15 protein-coding genes are annotated in these 15,725 nt (G+C 72.8%); 4 read left to right on the forward strand and 11 right to left on the reverse strand.

Going from position 1 to position 15,725, the window contains the following annotated elements; genetic code table 11:
• The first annotated feature begins 321 nt into the window (after positions 1 to 321).
• From ACZ6TB_RS44180 to ACZ6TB_RS44190, 3 genes are all read left to right on the forward strand, one after another.
• Entirely contained in the window at positions 322 to 855 is a 534-nt protein-coding gene (locus ACZ6TB_RS44180; protein ID WP_465566381.1) for a hypothetical protein, read from the forward strand.
• Entirely contained in the window at positions 852 to 1,814 is a 963-nt protein-coding gene (locus ACZ6TB_RS44185) for an NAD(P)-dependent alcohol dehydrogenase (protein WP_465566384.1), read from the forward strand. The genes ACZ6TB_RS44180 and ACZ6TB_RS44185 overlap by 4 nt, the downstream gene beginning before the upstream one ends.
• A gap of 212 nt (positions 1,815 to 2,026) precedes the next feature.
• A complete protein-coding gene (locus tag ACZ6TB_RS44190) occupies positions 2,027 to 2,179 on the forward strand; it encodes a hypothetical protein (RefSeq protein WP_465566387.1) in 153 nt (50 codons plus the stop codon).
• 551 nt (positions 2,180 to 2,730) lie between these two features.
• On the opposite strand, the gene ACZ6TB_RS44195 is transcribed toward ACZ6TB_RS44190, so the two are convergent.
• A complete protein-coding gene (locus ACZ6TB_RS44195) occupies positions 2,731 to 3,297 on the reverse strand; it encodes a fascin domain-containing protein (protein WP_465566390.1) in 567 nt (188 codons plus the stop codon).
• A 250-nt stretch (positions 3,298 to 3,547) separates the two neighbouring features.
• Here ACZ6TB_RS44195 and ACZ6TB_RS44200 point away from each other — a divergent pair, with 250 nt between their 5' ends.
• Entirely contained in the window at positions 3,548 to 4,696 is a 1,149-nt protein-coding gene (locus tag ACZ6TB_RS44200; protein ID WP_465566393.1) for a radical SAM protein, read from the forward strand.
• On the opposite strand, the gene ACZ6TB_RS44205 is transcribed toward ACZ6TB_RS44200, so the two are convergent.
• The 10 genes from ACZ6TB_RS44205 to selD all read right to left on the reverse strand — a co-directional run bounded on the left by ACZ6TB_RS44205 (position 4,648) and on the right by selD (position 15,681).
• Positions 4,648 to 5,049: a hypothetical protein gene (locus ACZ6TB_RS44205; RefSeq protein ID WP_465566395.1), complete on the reverse strand. Its 402-nt coding sequence runs from the start codon at positions 5,047 to 5,049 to the stop codon at positions 4,648 to 4,650. The two genes, ACZ6TB_RS44200 and ACZ6TB_RS44205, sit on opposite strands and share 49 nt — an antisense overlap.
• Before the next feature lie 15 nt (positions 5,050 to 5,064).
• Positions 5,065 to 7,101 (reverse strand): hypothetical protein, encoded by a 2,037-nt coding sequence (locus tag ACZ6TB_RS44210; protein ID WP_465566398.1) that lies wholly within the window; start codon positions 7,099 to 7,101, stop codon positions 5,065 to 5,067.
• A 31-nt stretch (positions 7,102 to 7,132) separates the two neighbouring features.
• On the reverse strand, positions 7,133 to 8,329 hold the full coding sequence (locus ACZ6TB_RS44215) for a YqgE/AlgH family protein (protein WP_465566400.1): 1,197 nt from the start codon (positions 8,327 to 8,329) through the stop codon (positions 7,133 to 7,135).
• A gap of 27 nt (positions 8,330 to 8,356) precedes the next feature.
• Positions 8,357 to 9,583 carry a vanadium-dependent haloperoxidase gene (locus ACZ6TB_RS44220; protein WP_465566403.1) on the reverse strand — a complete coding sequence of 409 codons (1,227 nt, stop codon included), beginning with the start codon at positions 9,581 to 9,583 and terminating at the stop codon, positions 8,357 to 8,359.
• A 91-nt stretch (positions 9,584 to 9,674) separates the two neighbouring features.
• Positions 9,675 to 11,360: a sulfatase-like hydrolase/transferase gene (locus tag ACZ6TB_RS44225; RefSeq protein ID WP_465566406.1), complete on the reverse strand. Its 1,686-nt coding sequence runs from the start codon at positions 11,358 to 11,360 to the stop codon at positions 9,675 to 9,677.
• A 154-nt stretch (positions 11,361 to 11,514) separates the two neighbouring features.
• Positions 11,515 to 12,024 carry an adenylyltransferase/cytidyltransferase family protein gene (locus ACZ6TB_RS44230; RefSeq protein ID WP_465566408.1) on the reverse strand — a complete coding sequence of 170 codons (510 nt, stop codon included), beginning with the start codon at positions 12,022 to 12,024 and terminating at the stop codon, positions 11,515 to 11,517.
• Positions 12,024 to 12,785: a class I SAM-dependent methyltransferase gene (locus tag ACZ6TB_RS44235; RefSeq protein WP_465566411.1), complete on the reverse strand. Its 762-nt coding sequence runs from the start codon at positions 12,783 to 12,785 to the stop codon at positions 12,024 to 12,026. Before ACZ6TB_RS44235 ends, ACZ6TB_RS44230 begins: the two co-directional genes overlap by 1 nt.
• A complete protein-coding gene (locus ACZ6TB_RS44240) occupies positions 12,782 to 13,852 on the reverse strand; it encodes a hypothetical protein (RefSeq protein WP_465566414.1) in 1,071 nt (356 codons plus the stop codon). Before ACZ6TB_RS44240 ends, ACZ6TB_RS44235 begins: the two co-directional genes overlap by 4 nt.
• Positions 13,853 to 13,855: 3 nt before the next feature.
• Positions 13,856 to 14,665: a hypothetical protein gene (locus tag ACZ6TB_RS44245; protein WP_465566416.1), complete on the reverse strand. Its 810-nt coding sequence runs from the start codon at positions 14,663 to 14,665 to the stop codon at positions 13,856 to 13,858.
• Positions 14,662 to 15,681 carry a selenide, water dikinase SelD gene (gene selD, locus ACZ6TB_RS44250; protein WP_465566419.1) on the reverse strand — a complete coding sequence of 340 codons (1,020 nt, stop codon included), beginning with the start codon at positions 15,679 to 15,681 and terminating at the stop codon, positions 14,662 to 14,664. The genes ACZ6TB_RS44245 and selD overlap by 4 nt, the downstream gene beginning before the upstream one ends.
• Positions 15,682 to 15,725 lie beyond the last annotated feature (44 nt).

The following is a 15,725-nucleotide window of genomic DNA, read 5'->3' on the forward strand; positions in this document are numbered from 1 at the left end:
GCTGCGTGGGGGGCGCGGAGTCCGCACGACTCAAGAGTCCATGCGAGTATGGGGGGGGGGTGGGGGGCTCAGCTGCGGGGCGTTGCGCGCGCGCCCCCCCCGCCCCCCCCCCTCCCGCCCCCCCCCGGGTCCGTCAAGGCTCGGCCTCGCGCTGATCGACGACACCGTGGTCGCCCTGTGGACGGCGAGCCGAAGTTGTCGTACCCCGGCCCTAATCTCACCCCACCCACTGAACGGGGTGGGGGTTCGGTAACGGCGCCGACGACATCTCGGGGGATTTCACGGATGTCCTGCCGGTCGCGGGGCGGCCATGATGCCCTCGTGAGCAACGTCAGCTGGGCGCAATTCGCGCGGCTCGCGGGTGCGCCGGTCACGGTGACGCTGCGCGGGCGGGTGTCCTCCGCCGATGACCCGGCCGAGCGGGTCGTCTTCGCGCCGCCCGATCGGTGGCGGGTCACCGACGACGACGATCACCTGCGCTACCTCGCCAACGACGAGGGTCACTACACCTATCCGCCGGGCTCCGGCCAGGCCTGCTTCCAGCCCCGCCAGGACGGCGCCTGGCACTCGGGCGGCACCGTCTGCTCGGCGCTGATCCACCCCCGGGACCTCGACGCGGACGACGACGACTTCACCCGGCCGCTGGGGGCGGTCGAGGAGGTCGCGTTCCTCGGCCGGGAGGCGTGGCGGGTGCTGCTCGCCCCGCCGGCGCGCAAGCCGCGGCCGGTGTGGGAGATCCTCGACGTCGCCAGCGGGGTGACGCTGGCCTATCAGGCGCCGGACGGCGGCGTGCTGGTGGCGTTCACGGCGCTGCAGACCGGGGTCGAGCTGCCGGACGGGACGTTCGCGTCATGAGGGCGGTGGTCTACGACCGGTACGGGCCGCCCGACGTGCTGCGGCTCGAGGAGGTGCCGCGGCCCACGCCGGGGGCCGGGCAGGTGCTCGTGCGCGTGGCGGCGACGTCGATCAACCTCAGCGACTGGGAGACGTTGCGCGGCACCCCGGCGTACTCCCGGATCGGCGGCCTGCGCACCCCGGCGCGGCCGACGCTCGGCTCCGACATCGCCGGCTGGGTGGCCGAGGCCGGGCCGGGCGTCACGAGATTCCGGCCGGGCGACGAGGTCTACGGCGACAACCTGCAGATCAAGGGCGGATTCGCCGAGTACGCGGTGACGCCCGCCTCGGTGCTGGCCCGGAAGCCGCCTTCGTTGTCGTTCGCCGAGGCGTCGACGATCCCGCAGGCGGGCGTGATCGCGTGGCAGGGCACGGCCGGCGCCGCGGCCGGGCGGCGAGTGCTGATCAACGGCGCCGGGGGCGGGTCGGGCTCGTTCGCGATCCCCCTGGCGAAGCGGCTCGGCGCGCACGTGACCGGCGTCGACAACGCGTCCAAGCTGGACTTCATGCGCAAGCTCGGCGCCGACGAGGTGATCGACTACCGGGCGGCCGACTTCACCCGCACCGGGCCCTACGACCTCATCCTCGACCTGGTCGCGCACCGGTCGGTCTTCGCCTACCACCGGGCGCTGGCGCCGGGCGGCCGCTACCGCTGCGTGGGCGGCTCGGTGCCGACCCTGCTGCGCCTGCTGACCGCGGGCACGGCCGTCGGCCTGGCCACCGGCCGGCGCATCGGCGTGCTCGCGGTGCGCCCCGGCCCGGCGCACTTCATCCCGGTGGCCGACCTCTGCGTCGCCGGCGACCTGGCCATCCACATCGACCGCACCTTCCCCCTGGAGGAGACTGCGCGGGCGCTGGCGGTCGTGGGCGAGGGGCGCGCGCTCGGCAAAATCGTGGTGACCGTGGCCGGGCCGGAGTGAGATCGTGGGCGGATGGCGGCTCCGCGTGACCCGGGGGCGAAGCGTGACCGGGGGAGAAGAAGGCCCTGAGCTATGCCCGCGATCGCCGGAACGACTACGGCGAGAACGACAAGAGCTCCCGCAAGAACATCCGCCGCAACAAGCGCCTGCCGGTCCGCGCCGACCGCCGCCGCGCGCACCAGCTGCTCGCCGCTCGGGGGCCCGAGGCCGACGTGCCGCCGGCCCGGACGCGGTGGCAGAAGTGGCCGGACGCCCCGCTGGCCGACGTCGTGGCCCGCAAGCTCCGGCGCCGGGCCCGGGAGGGCATGCTCGACCCGGCCGAGGCCGAGGCCCGCATCGAGCGCATCCTCAGCCGCAGGCGGTAGTCCCGCCGATGCCGATGCCGATGCCGATGCCGAAGTCCGCTGCCGCCGCTCGCCGCCCAGCGCCGCCGCTCGCCGCCCAGCGCCGCCGCTCGCCGCCCAGCGCCGCAGTCCGCTGCCGCCGCTCGCCGGCCGAAGTCCACTGCCGCAGCTCGTCAGCCGCGCAGCTCGTCAGCCGCACCTCGCGGGGCGCAGCTCGCCGGGCGCAGCTTGCCGGGCGGCCGCGGCTGGGGTCGGGCGGCCACAGCTGGAGCCCGCTTCCGGAGGCTGCCGGCCGCGGGCGGAAGCCCCGCCGGCCGCAAGCGGCAGCCCCACCCGGGGGCTGAGGTCGGGCAGGGCTTCCGCGGTCAGGCGGCCTCGCGGCCGTTGTTGCGCATGTCGTCATCCTGGCCATTCACCCGGCCGCGGGACAGGCACGCGGCAGGCAACCCACCGGCAATCGACCGGCAGACGATGCGCGTATCGGTAAGCAGAGCTGAGCAGAGCAGAGCTAAAGGGCAGCCGCAGGCGATGAGCCCCGCCCGGGGGCTGATGTCGGACGAGGCTCACCGCGGTCAGGACAACCAGATGAAGTCGAACTTCTCCCACGGGCCGATCGCGGTGCCGCGCGCTCGCAGGTAGCCGTTGAGGTCCGGGTCCTTCTCGCCGACCTCGGCGCTCAGCCAGCGGTCGGCCTCGACGCTGCGGATGGCGTAGCACTCGAGGCTGCACCCCGACGCGCGTACGGTGTAGAACTCCTCCCAGATGTCGATGATCGTGCCGTCCGGCCGCGCCCGGACGTAGTCGCCGTCCGCGCGCTCCGTTGTCCACCAGCCGTTGTTGCCGTCCAGCGTCGAGTCGAAGGCCTCGGACGAGCCGCTGCGCCCGCCACCGATGATCTGGCAGAGGTAGAACCTCTCCCACGGTCCGATGACCCGGGCGCGGGCCCGCAGCAGGCCGTCGATCTTGCCGGGGTAGTTGACCTCGGTGGACACGTACAGGCCGTTCGCGACCGAGCGGAGAGCCACCTCGTGGCAGTTGTTGGCGGTGTACGCGGCGGCCGGCGACGGGAACACGGTCAGGCCGGCCGCGACCGTGATGACGGACATCACGGTCGCGAGGAGGGTGCGTGATCTGCGCATGGCCGCCATCTTCGGCAGCGAACCGGGATTGGGCCAGGCTGTTGCGGTTTCCAGCAGCCGTCCTCGACGCGGAATTCGGTTACGTCCGGTTACTGGCCCAGGAGGTCGGGGAACCCTATAGTTCAGCCTCGTGCCCCCGGATCATGTGATCATCGAGGCTGACGAACCCCCCGCATCACGAACGGGGGTTCTCGTGTCCGCGCCCGGCAGCGCACGGCCGCGCGCCTGGTCCACGCAGGTTCGCGCGCGGGTGGGCGTGCGGTTCCGGCGGGAGGCGTTCGGCGGGCTGGCCTACGTTCCCGAGCTCGACCGGTTCACGGCGCTCGACCACCGGGCGGCCGATCTGCTCGAGGGCAATCGCGCGCCCGTCGATCACGAAGAGTGGTTGCTCGCCTCCGAGCTGACGGCGGCCGGGATCCTCGACGGGCCGCCGCCGGGGGACTGCCGGCCGCGGGCGGGGCGGTCGCTCATCGGTGACCTCGGCGACCTGCCGGCGATCGGCGATCCCCTGGTGGTCAACACGTTCGCGACGGCGCTCTGCCCGCTGCGGTGCCGGTACTGCCACGCCGACGATCTCATGCAGCCGTTCCGGGCGGGGGAGTCCGAGGACGACCTCGAGCGGGTGGCCACGACGGCGGCGGCGATTCCGGCCATGGTCGCGGTCATCACCGGCGGCGACCCGATCGTGAGCCCGGAGCGCAGCGCCCGGCTGATCGAGCGGCTCGCGCCGGGCAAGGCGATCGTCGTGGACACGTCCGGGGCGGGCGACATCACGCCGCTGATTCCGCTGCTCAAGGGCGTGCAGGGGCACCTGCGGGTCTCGCTCGACAGCGCCGGGCCTCAGCTGCACGACCGGCTGCGGCCGATCTCGCCGCGCCTGCTGCCGCGGGGGACCAGCTCGCACGCGGCGGCCTGGGCGACGATCCAGCGGGCGGTGGAGGCCGACGTCGCGGTCACCGTGCAGACCGTCGTCTCGCGGGCCAACGAGGACGACGAAGCTCTGGTCGCCCTGGCCGAGAAGCTGACCCGCGCGGGCGTACGCAATTGGGTCCTTCATGTCGCGGTGGCCGCCGGGAAAGCCGCCGAGCCGCGCAACCGTGGTCTGCTCCCGAGCGAAAGCGTCGCCGGGGTGCTGGAGCGGGTCGTCGAGCGCGTCGGCGACGAGCTGCGCGTGCGGGTGACGGCGACGTACGCCAACCCGAACGCGGTGCTGCTGGTGGGCAGCCGCGGCGACGTCTACGTCGAGACGGGACCGGCCGGGAAGGTGCGGATCGCGGAGGCCACGGGCGACCGTGACGCGTTGCTGCGGCTCTTCCGCGACCACGTCGACCTGCGGGCGCACGCCAACCGCTACCTGGGCGGGACGGCCCCGTTCAGGACCAGCGACGCCGAGAGGTGACGGCGGGCCGTGGCGTAGAGCAGCGAATGCACCTGCGGCACGGCCGAGCGGTGCAGGGCGTCGGCGGGGGAGATGCCGCCGAGCGCGGGGTCGGCGGTGCGGAACCAGGCGAGCGTGGCCGCCTCCCCGATCGCGGGCGTGAGCAGCACGGCGATCCGGCGGGCGGTCTCGAGCCGGCCGCGGGCGAGCCGGGCGGCCTCGCCGGGAGTGGAGATCCAGGCGTCCATCTCCGGCGTGTGGGCGGCGCCTCCGACGTACGCGGTGAAGGCCCGGCCCAGCAGTGAAGTGCACTCGAACGTGAGCTGACCCATCTCGTCGGCCCACTTCTCGGCGTCGGCCGTCAAGTACCCCATGCCCGCAAGGCTACGTCACTCCTGCTCGCCGAGGAACCATGCGGACATCCGCCGGGCCAGCAGGTCGGCCAGCGCGGGCGAGGTCTGCAGCTCGCCGAGCACGTCCTGCCAGGCGTCGAACGTCTTGTCGCCGAGCCGGGCGCCGCCGCCGGTGCGCAGGTACTCGGGTAGTAAAAAGGCATGCCGGACAAGCCACGGCATATACCGATTCTCCCGGCGCCAGTTCTCCTGGCCGACCGCCCGCTCGACGTACGCGCGCAGGTCGGTGTGATGCTCCCAGCGGATCAGTCCCGAATCCTGGCTGAGGTTGACGATCCGCGGGTGGTAGAGGTGCCGGGTCGGCTCCCCGGTGACGGCGTGCCGGTGCCGCCACAGCGGGCGCTCGTCCTCGCCGGCCAGGGTCATCACCTCGTTCGCCTCCCAGCCGAGCAGCAGGTCGTTGAAGAGCGACCAGACCGCCGGCGCGGTGAGCAGCCGCTGCGCGCCCTTGGTCTTGAGGCTTTCCAGGATCAGCGCCGCCGACTCCTCGTCGGGCTCGATGTCCGGCACGATCTTCGCGGCCCGCAGCGTCTCGTAGGCGCTGGGCTTGCGCTGCCCGTAGTACTCCTGCAGGACCGCCCACGGCCGGGTCGGGCGGGAGCGCAGCCGCGGCGGGCGCTGCTCCTGCTCCTCGATCCAGCTGCGCAGCGACACCACGTCCGGCGCCTGGGCCTCGGGGATGCGGGCGAACCACTCGTTGACCCGCTCCTCGAAGTCGGCCCGCACGGTCGGCGGCTGGTCGCCGATGTCGTCGAGGGCGAGCACGACCCGGACGCCGTGGGCCGAGAGCGCGGCGGCGGCCAGCGCCTGGACCATGTGGATGATCGAGGGCGGCCGGAGGCGTACGGGCCAGAACAGCAACGCCGGCGCCGGGTGCGCGGGCCGCTCGAGCCGCCAGTCGAAGCGCTCGCCGAGCTGCCGCAGCAGGTCGCTGGCGCCGTCGGCGGGCGTGCGCAGCGGCACCGAGCCGAGCCCCCGGGCCATGTCGAGCTGCTCGAACAGCCGGGGGACGGGCACCCGGGGCAGCGTCGGCGGCGCGTCCCCGGCCGGGATCAGCGCGAACCGCACGGCCAGCTTCTGCAGCAGCACGTCGCCGTCGACGCCGCTGTGCACGACCACGTTGGAGCCGCCGCCGATCCGGGCGGCCAGCCCGCGGATGCGGGAGTCGTGGTCGGCGTCCTCGCGAACGCCCCAGAGCACGTGCGCGTTCTCGGCGACGGCGGCCTGGAGCACGGACGTGATGATCGGGTCGCCGCCGCGGTAGCCGAGCACGCAGATGGTGGTGCCGGCGAGCAGCTCGGTGAGCCGGTCGGCGGCGTCCCGGGGCAGGCGCGGGTCGCGCAGGTCGGGCAGGGGAGCGGTGCGCTGCTCACGGGCCAGCGGGCGCCAGTAGCCGAGCAGGTGCAGCACGTCGAGCTCGCCGGGCCGGCGCGACAGGGTCAGCGACGGGTGCGTGAACGGGGTGATCGGGTTGGCGATCAGGCCGGCCCGGCCCAGCGCCACCTCGATGCCGGGCTCGGGCGTGGCGGCCAGGATGCGGTGGTCGAGCTGGTCGGGGAAGGCGGCCGCGATCCGGCCGAGGGCCAGCAGCCCGGGGTCGACCCGCCACGAGCCGGCGGCCAGCTCCAGGATGCGGGCCGAGTCGTAGTCGAGCGGCCGGGCCGGGATCGGGTCGGGCAGCCGCTCGTCCTCGGCCGGGTGGTAGCGCTCGAGCACCATCCGCTGCACGACGACGTCGAACTCCTCGGGGCCGAGCCAGTCGTCGAACGCCTTGCGGTAGCCGGCGTAGCGCGTGGCCGGGTCGGTGGCGGCGACCCGCCGCAGCTCGCGCCGGAGGTCGTCGTTCTGCCGGAGCTGGGCGTACTCGCCGGCGACCCGGACGAGTGACCCCGGCCAGCCGCCGTCGGAGTCGACCAGATCCGGTCCGATCAGGAAGATCAGCCGGCGGTCCTCTTCGCGCAGTTCCCGGGTGAGCCGGACCAGAAGATCGTCCTTGTCGGCGAACCGCGCCACGACACCTCCTCACCGGCGAGAGCGACCATTGTCACTCATAGCCCAATGTGCGCTCGGAGACGGGGCCCTCCGCCACGAGTCGACCTTCGGACAGTTCGGCCTCGAGCTGGCGCGGGCCCCAGCCGTAGTAGCCGACGAAAACCCGCAGCCGGACGTCGCTGAGCCGGGCCGGCCGCGGGTCGGCGTTGAGGTCGAGCAGCCCGACCCGGCCGGCCAGCGGGCTGAACGCGGGCAGCGCACCCGGCCCGTTGTGGACCACGGCCACCCCGAAGGCCCGGTACGGGTCGAGCGGCCCGCCGGTGTAGAGGACCGGCGGATCGGTGACGACCTCGGCCCACTCGCCGAGCACCGGGCGCACCGGGCGGGTGGTGCGGTCGTCGATGCGCACGGCCACCGCGCCCTGGTCGGGCCGGTGGTCGAGCACCAGCAGCCGGGCCGCGGCCGAGCCGAGCGAGCCGTCCGGGCAGCTCAGCACCTGCCCGACGAGCAGGTGCCCGGGCTGGCGGGCGGCGTTGCGCACCAGGTGCAGCCCGGGGTTGTGGTCGCGCAGCTCGGGCAGCGGGCGGCCCTTGGCGTGCAGGGCGTCGCGCACGGTGCGCCAGATGGTCGCGAGGTCGAGCAGCTCGGGACCGCCGGGCAGGCCCGCCTTCAGGGTGCGGATCAGCTCGCCGGTGAACGCCGTGTGCTCCTCGTCGGCCGGCGCGTAGGCCGTGCTGTTGCGGGCGGACGCGACCAGCACCGAGGCGCGGTCGATCTCGACGACGGGCTCGGCCCCCATCCGCTCGAGCGCCCGCCCCGCGTAGCAGCTGTCGAGGATGACGACGCGGTGCCGGGCGCGGCTGGTCAGGATCCGCTCGCGCAACCACTCGTACGGGAAGGAGGTCGAATTGAGCATCGGACGCTGGGTGATGCGCACCGACAGATGCAGGGCGCCGCTGTCGGCCACCACCCCGTGGCCCGCGTAGTAGACGAGGAAGAGCCCGCCCGGTCCGACCTGGTCGGCCGCCTCGACCAGGGCGAGCTCCATCTCGTTCGGCAGGCTGGGGTTGGCCAGCACCCGGCACCGCTCCGGCGGCAGTCCCCAGTAGAGGTCGTCGCAGAGCAGGTCACGCAGATCGGTGAGGTTGCGCTCGACCGTGGGCAGCGCGTCGAGGTGCTCGTAGTCGGCGGCCCCGATCAGGACCGCGATCGACTCCTGCGGATCCGCGAGGTGGGGCTCATCGACCATGCCGCCAGCGTAGGGCAGCGACGCCCATCAGTGTCGCCGGCCGAACTCGTGGCCGAGCACGTACCGGGCCACCCCGTTGCCGATCTTCACCCCCTGCTCGTCCGCGGTCCGGAAGTGCACGCCGCCCCAGATGCGCGCCTCGACCACCTCGTCGAGCGCGGCCGAGAAGCTGTCGAAGTGCCGGACCGTCCCCGAGTCGGCGCTGTAGGCGCTGAACGCCAGGTCGTCCCGGCCGAAGTAGGCCCGCAGGGCGGCCATCACCGTCGCGGTCGAGCAGGTGTGACCGGAGGTGTAGTCCGGGAACGGCGGCGTCACCAGCAGCGGCATCCAGGCGGGGTCGCCGGTCGTCGCCGGGTTGCCGTCGTTGTCCGCCTCCTGCACCGCGGTCACCGGCCGCCAGAAGCTCCAGAACTTCTTCTCGTTGAAGCAGGCGATCAGCGAGTCGGCGTTGGCCACGTCGGCCATCGCGAACATCCGGGCCGTCTGCAGCGTGCTCAGGTGCTGCGTCCCGGCCAGCTGCCGCTTGATCTCCCACTCGGTGAGCCGCCGGTCGTGCCACCACCTGGCCGCCTCGGTCTGGTCCGGGGTGCGAACCGTGCTGGTCGCTCCGCCGATCGCCTTCACCTCGTTGACGTCCCGCGCGTACTGCCGGCTGGTCAGGGCGGGCGGGCCGGCGGTGCGGAACATGTCGTTGCGCGGGATCACGAACGGGCGCATGCCGCCGACCCAGGCGCCGTCGGAGGCGTTGGTGGGTGGGGTGGGCCGCCAGACGCCGGGCGTCGTGCCGGTCGTCCAGGTGGCGTCGCCGAACGCGCCGTCGTTCACCCGCGCGGCGATCATCGCGTCGGCCGTCCGCGCGCCGACCTCGATGCCGCCGGTCTTGCCGCGGCCGTCCGGGACGGCGGCGAGCGAGGTCGCGTACATCGCGTCGAGCGACGCCGACTGCTCGGGGAACAGCGAGGTCAGGACCCGGTAGGCGGCGGTGGCGACGGCGGCGTCGGTGCTGTCGCCGCGGTGGGTCCTGGGCGCGATCAGGTACGGCTGGTAGGGCGTCCCGGCGATGGCGTTGACCGCGTCGTAGACCGCGCCCTGCACCATGGCGAAGCTGCGCGGCGCCACGTACGGGCCCTGGCGTGCGACCTCGTAGATGGCGGTCTGCGCGTTGGTGTTCCAGACGACGACCGGATTCGTTGTCTCGTGCGTGACGGGCGCCACGGGCGTGGCGGCCAGTACGACGGCAAGGAGCAGTTTCATCGATGTCCCCCGTTCGATGTGTCGACGGACATCGAAACTGCCGGATCGGGCCGAGGGCAAGCGGCTCTATCCGATTTGGACAAACGGGCTTCTAGTGCGGTTGCGCCATTGCGGTCGCGGTCTGGCTCCCGTACGCGGAGAAGAACTTGTCCCGGAACTGCGACATCTGCCAGACGGGGGTGTCCGCGCCCGGCTTGAGGCCGTCGGCCCAGTTCCAGCCGGAGAGCCGGTCGAGCACCTCGGGGTCGTGCGCGATGATCGTGATCGGGATGTCGTGGCTGGGGCCGTTGTAGCCGCTCACCAGGGGCATCGGCTGGTGGTCGCCGAACATGATGACGACCAGGTCCTTGTCGCCGTACTTCTGCGCCCAGGAGATCAGCGTGTCGACCGAGTAGGCGATCGACTTCGCGTACTGGACCTTGGTGCGCTCGGCCGACTTCCACAGCGTCGACCGCGGCTCGAAGCCCTGCGTCATCCCGTTGTAGACGCTGCCGTCGCCGACCTCGTCCCAGTCGAGCATGCGCGGGATCGGGGTCCACGGCTCGTGGCTGGACGTCATGGTGATCTCGGCCATCAGCGGGCCGGTCTTCTTCGCGTACACGTTGTCCTGGAAGCTCTTGAACGTGTACTGGTCCGGCATGCGCGACCAGCCGAAGCGCGGGCCCTGATAGCCCATGTTCCGCGAGTCCCAGACCTGGTCGTACTTGTAGAACGACGCCTCCGGCCAGGCCACCGTGTTGCCCGGTTCCATGCCGACCGTACGCCAGCCCGCGTCGTGGAACGCGCTGGTGATCGTGACCCGGTTGCTGGCGGTCAGCTGCCGGTACCGCTGGGTGCTGTCGATCCAGAGGCCGGACTGCAACGTGGCGTGGGCGAGCCAGCTGCCGCCGCTGAACGTCGACGAGGTGAGCCACCCGCTCCGCGCCCCGAAGCCGGCCGCCTCGAGCTTCTTGGTGTCGACGGCAAGCTGTGGGTCGACGATCGAGCTCATGGCCGGCTCGGTCAGCGACGACCGGCCGTAGCTCTCCACCACCCCGATCACCACGTCCTTGCCGCGCAGGCCGGTGAGCATGTCCTGCGGCGGGACCTTCCGGTACGGGTCGGCGGCCGCCTGGGCCGCGAACTGCCGCTGGTCGCGCAGCGCCGCCGGCACCTGCTTGACCGTGCTCTTGAGCAGGTCGGCCGCGGTGTCGGAGGCGACCGGGGCGCTCGGGAACCAGGTCAGGCCGCTGATCGCGAGCGCGACCCAGGCGGCGGTGAGGCCGACCACCGAGCGGCGGGCCGGCCCGGGGTACCGGAGGGTGAGCTTGGTGAGCCGCAGCACGGCGAGGGTGCAGACGGCGAGCACGATCGCCGACAGCGCGACCGCGCCGACCACCGCGGCGATCGCCTTGCCCCGCCCGTCGGTCTCGGTGAGCGCGTTGAAGCCGTCGTGGAACAGCGGCCAGTCGAGGACCGGGTTGAACCGCCGGGCGAGCACGATCCGGAAGCCCATGTTGACGATCTTGAGCACGACCACGACGCCGAGACCGAGGCCGAACAGCGCCGCCACCGGCCGCCGCCACCGCTTCGGCAGCGCCAGCAGGACCGCCGCCCCGATGATGACCTCGATCGGCAGCCGGAGGAACGCCGACTCGGTCGTGGTGCCCTTCGGCGGCCGGGCGACCGCGTCCGGCACGATCAGCGCGAGGTAGACCAGCACGGCCGCGACGGACGTCAGCACCCACCCGGCGACGCGTCGCCAACGGGGAGTAGCCGGTCGGCTTTCGAGCGTCAAGATCTGAATCCTTCGGAACGGCGAACATGGGCGGCCGGACGCCACCCACCTTCAGTCCATACGAGGAAACTTCCCCGAACGGTTCACCCCCGACGGTGTGACGATCGCGAGATTCGGGTGGATCTCGTCCAAAACGCCCAGCGGGTGCCCTTCGTCAGTGGTTTCCGAGCCGGTCGAGGACCCGGGCCGTCCCGGGTGGGGTGAGGTGGCGCCAGGGGCGGCCCGACGCCAGGCGCTCGCGGACCTGTGTCCCGGAGGTCAGCTTCTCGGACCGCTCCCAGAGGACGTGCACCCGGTATCCGGCCGCGCGCAGCAGGCTCACCCGTTCCCGACCCCAGTCGTCGTAGACGGTGGTCGCCACCTGGTCGCAGGGCCCGAGGCTGTCCCGCAGCAGCGCCGGGGACCGCAGGTCGCAGGGCCGGACCTCGAGGGGCAGGGCGAGCCGCCCGAGGCTGCCGGTGATCATCAGCGTCCGCTCGGCGAACGAGTACGGGTTGGCGCCCGGACCGTCGCGGTGCGGCGCCCGGGCCGAGGAGAAGGCCCGTTCCGGGAACGGGTTGGTGACCCCGACCACGAGCTCGTCGGCCATCTCGGCGGCCGCGAGCAGATAGTCGAAGTGTCCCCAGTGAAAGGGCTGGAACCGGCCGATCGTGGCGACGCGCATCAGCCGGCGGCCACGGCGGTCACGTGCAGCCAGGCGATCTTCCGGCCTCCCCGCGACTCGTCGATCGTCCGCGTGCTCGCGACCGCGAAACCGTGCCGGTTCAGCAGCCCGGTCAGGCTGCCCGGCGAGAACAGCTGGTAGAACCGGTCGCCGAGCCCTTCCTTCGTGTCGATCAACGAGACACCGTCCCCGCTCTTGGTCGATACGTACAGCACGCCGCCAGGGCACAGCACCCGCCGGAACTCCGCCACGGCCTGATCGGCGCCGAGCCCGTAGGGCAGGACCGGCAGGTGGTGCAGGACGGCGTGGCAGCGCAGGCAGTGGATCGAGCCGTCGGCGACCTTCGACAGGTCACGCATGTCGGCGTCGACCACGGGCACCGGCAGGCGACGCAGGATCTCCAGGAAACCGGCGGCGTTCTCCACCCCGGTGGCCTGGACATCCGGCTCGGCGCCGAGCCGGATGAGGTCACGGCCGTGCCCGGCGCCCACGTCGAGGAGCCGCCACGGCTCGCCCGCGGGCACGTCGAGCATCCCGGCCCGGATCCTCTCCCGGACGAAATCCAGCAGCTCGGCATCGAAGTCGGGCTGGCCGGTGGACTTCCCCGACCGCGCGCCGGCGTAGACGAGTGCCTTCCCGGAGTAGTCCTCGCTCGTCCACCGGACCAGCTCGTCGACGGCGGCCGCCAGCTCCCGCTCGCCGACCGCCGCGTCGTTCCGCTGGGCCCGGACGATGATCTCGATGGCCTCCCGCGCGCTCATCGGCCGCCTTCCCGGGCCTCGGCCAGCGTCGCCGCGCCGACCGCGGCGCACAGGTCGACGTCGGTGCGAGCGGGGCGGCACGGGATCCCGCGGCGTTCGACCGCCGCCGGCAGCAGCGCGCCGAACGGCGCGGGCTCCATGTTCTTGCCGGTGAGGGTGAGCCTCAGGCCCGGCCAGAACGCGCGCAGGAAGCCGGCCGCCTCGACCAGGCCCTGTGCCGCGAGGTCGATGGTCCCGATCGCGGCCGGATGCCCGGCGGCGGCGGCCGCGCAGAGGTCCGGGAACGTTTCGCCGCCACCGCCCAGCGCCCGGTACGTCCGCACCATGTGGCCCGCGCCGACCAGGCCGCGCAGCGTGCCCCGCATCCCCGTTCCGGGGTGGACGAACGGCACCGGCCCCGCCACCGAGGTCACGAACCGGGCGAGGTTCATCGGGAGGGCGACCACCCCGGCCGGGCTCGCCACTCCCGCCGCCATCGACGTGCCCAGCTTCAGCGCGAGCACCGGGCCCTCGCCGGGGACCGCCTCCGCCGCCGCGGTCGCCTCTGCCGCCGCGGTCGCCTCGCCGTCTGTCCAGAGGCTGGTGGCCGGCACCGGAAAGGCCGGGCCGGGCACCGCCCGCGACGCCTTGAAGGCGACGCCCAGCGTGTGCACGCCGTCCAGCAGCCCGTCGAGCAGGGTCGCGAGCGGGGGATCGTCGCCGGGCTCGATGGCGACGGTCCGGCTCGCGGCGAGCCGGCCCCCGTCCAGGACGACGGTCCGGGCGTACGAGCCGCCGACGTTGACGCCCGCGACCCGCCCGCCTCGCCACGCCGTGGGCAGCGGGTGGACCGGCAGCGCGGCCGGCGCGGGCGCGGCATCGTGGAGCCCGCCGCCGGCCGCCGACTGCCGGAGATGCCAGGACGCCCACTCCCGCACCTGCCGGACGTCGTCGCGCGACGACCCGCCGGCGCGGATCCGGACCGGCGCCGGCCCGAAGACGGCGGTCAGGTTCACGATCCCCCGGACCGCCTCGGCGACGCCGCCGGCGACCCGGACGCCGCCGAATGCGGTCGTGAGCTCCCACATCCGCTACCCCTTCGTCTCCGGGTGGCTCCAGAGATATTCGAAGGACGCCTCGATCACCCGATATCCGTGCGATCCCGCCCGGTAGACGATCATCGGGAGCCGGACCGGGACGTCGGGGGAAAGAATGTTCGGCGAGATGAAGGCGATCTTCGGGAAGATGACCGCCGTGCAGTACGGCGCCGGCATGAACTGGCGAATCGCGACGAGATTGCCGACGCTCGCGTTGAGCCGTCCGACCTCGGCGATGACGTTGTCGATGTCGCGTTCGCCCTGCGATTGCGCTCCGGGCGCGAGATTGGCCTGCTCGACGGCGATGCGATCGCGAATTGCCGGGCCGTCGGTGCGCTGCACCAGGGCCCGCACGGTCACCCGCCCGTGCGCCTCCTCGAGCATCTTCCTGATGTCCTCGTGAAACGGGCCGAGGGGATGGAAGAAGACCCGCAGTGACGGGCCCATCATCCGGACCTCGCCCGCGGTCGTCTGGCGGAATGTCTCGGATTGATGCGTCTGCGCATTCTCGCGACGGGGGACGTACTCCCGATCCGGGTAGATGCGGTCGATGCCGGCGTCGGCCAGCTCCCCGAAGATCCGCCAGACCGCGTCGCCGACCCAGCGCTCCCGGATGCGGTCATAGGCGAAGGACACCAGGATCGGGAAGACGATCGCCGACCCGAGCGTCTGCAGGATCACCGCGGTGGCGATCAGGGCCGGCTGCTTGGTCTGGAGGCCGAGCGCGACACCGGCGGCGAGGGTCACCATCCCGCATGCCAGGGCGAGGTACAGGACACGGTTCAACGGCGAGCGGAAGTTCATGTAGCTCCTTTTCCACACCGGACTCTTCCCGGAACCCCCCGCTCCAGTTCGCCGATCACGGTTCCGATCGGCAGCAGTTGTTCGGCCTGTGCCGCGGTGGCGGCCAGCAGCAGCCCGCCCGACGTCTGCGGATCGGCCATGAGAAGTCGCGTGGACATCGGCGTGCCGCCCCAGTCGACCTCGTCGTCCAGGGAGAAGAGCGTCGTCTCGGCGTTGCCCGGCACCAGGGCGTGCTCCTCGACCAGCCGCCGCGCGTCCGCGATGACCGGCACCGCCGCCACGTCGAGGCGCGCGGCGCACCCCGAGGCCTTGGCCAGCGCCTGCAGGTGCCCGATGAGCCCGTATCCGGTGACATCGGTCGCGGCCCGCACGCCGGCCCGCACCGCCCGCTCGGAAGCCACCCGGTTGGAGGCGGTCATCACCGCCTCGGCCGCCGCGAGGTCCGCGAATCCCGCTTTCGCCGCCGTCACCACGACCCCGGTCCCGATCGGTTTGGTGAGCACGAGCCGCTGCCCCGGCTCGCCGTTGCGCAGGAGCATGACCTCTCCGGCGGATGCGGTCCCGGTCACCGAAAGGCCGAACAGCGGGGTGGGGATCTGAATGGTGTGGCCACCGGTCAGCGTGATGCCCGCGTCGTCGAGCGCGTCCCGGGTTCCGGAGAGCACCGCGTGAATCGTCTGGTCGTCGAGCGCGGCCGGCCAGCCGAGGATGCTCATGGCCGACGTGGGGGTCGCGCCCTTGGCATAGAGGTCCGACAAGGCGTTGAGGCTGGCGATCTTTCCCCACAGGTACGGGTCCGATGTCACCGGCGTCCCGAAATCGAGCGACGTCACCAGACAGGTGCCGTCCGGCAGCATCTGGATCGTCGCGTCCTCGCGAAGGAAAGAGCCCGGCGCGGCCATGCCGTCGAGGGTGGCCAGCAGCCATTCCATGCGCGGAAGCGACACCTTGCACCCGCAGCCGGCCGCCGGCGACATCGACAGGATGTCCCGCCGCTCCGGGCCGTGGTCAGGCATGATCGGATGCTCTCACTGTTCCCGGCCGACCGAAAGCGCCCAGC

It is taken from the genome of Actinoplanes sp. NPDC051537 (assembly GCF_055586105.1).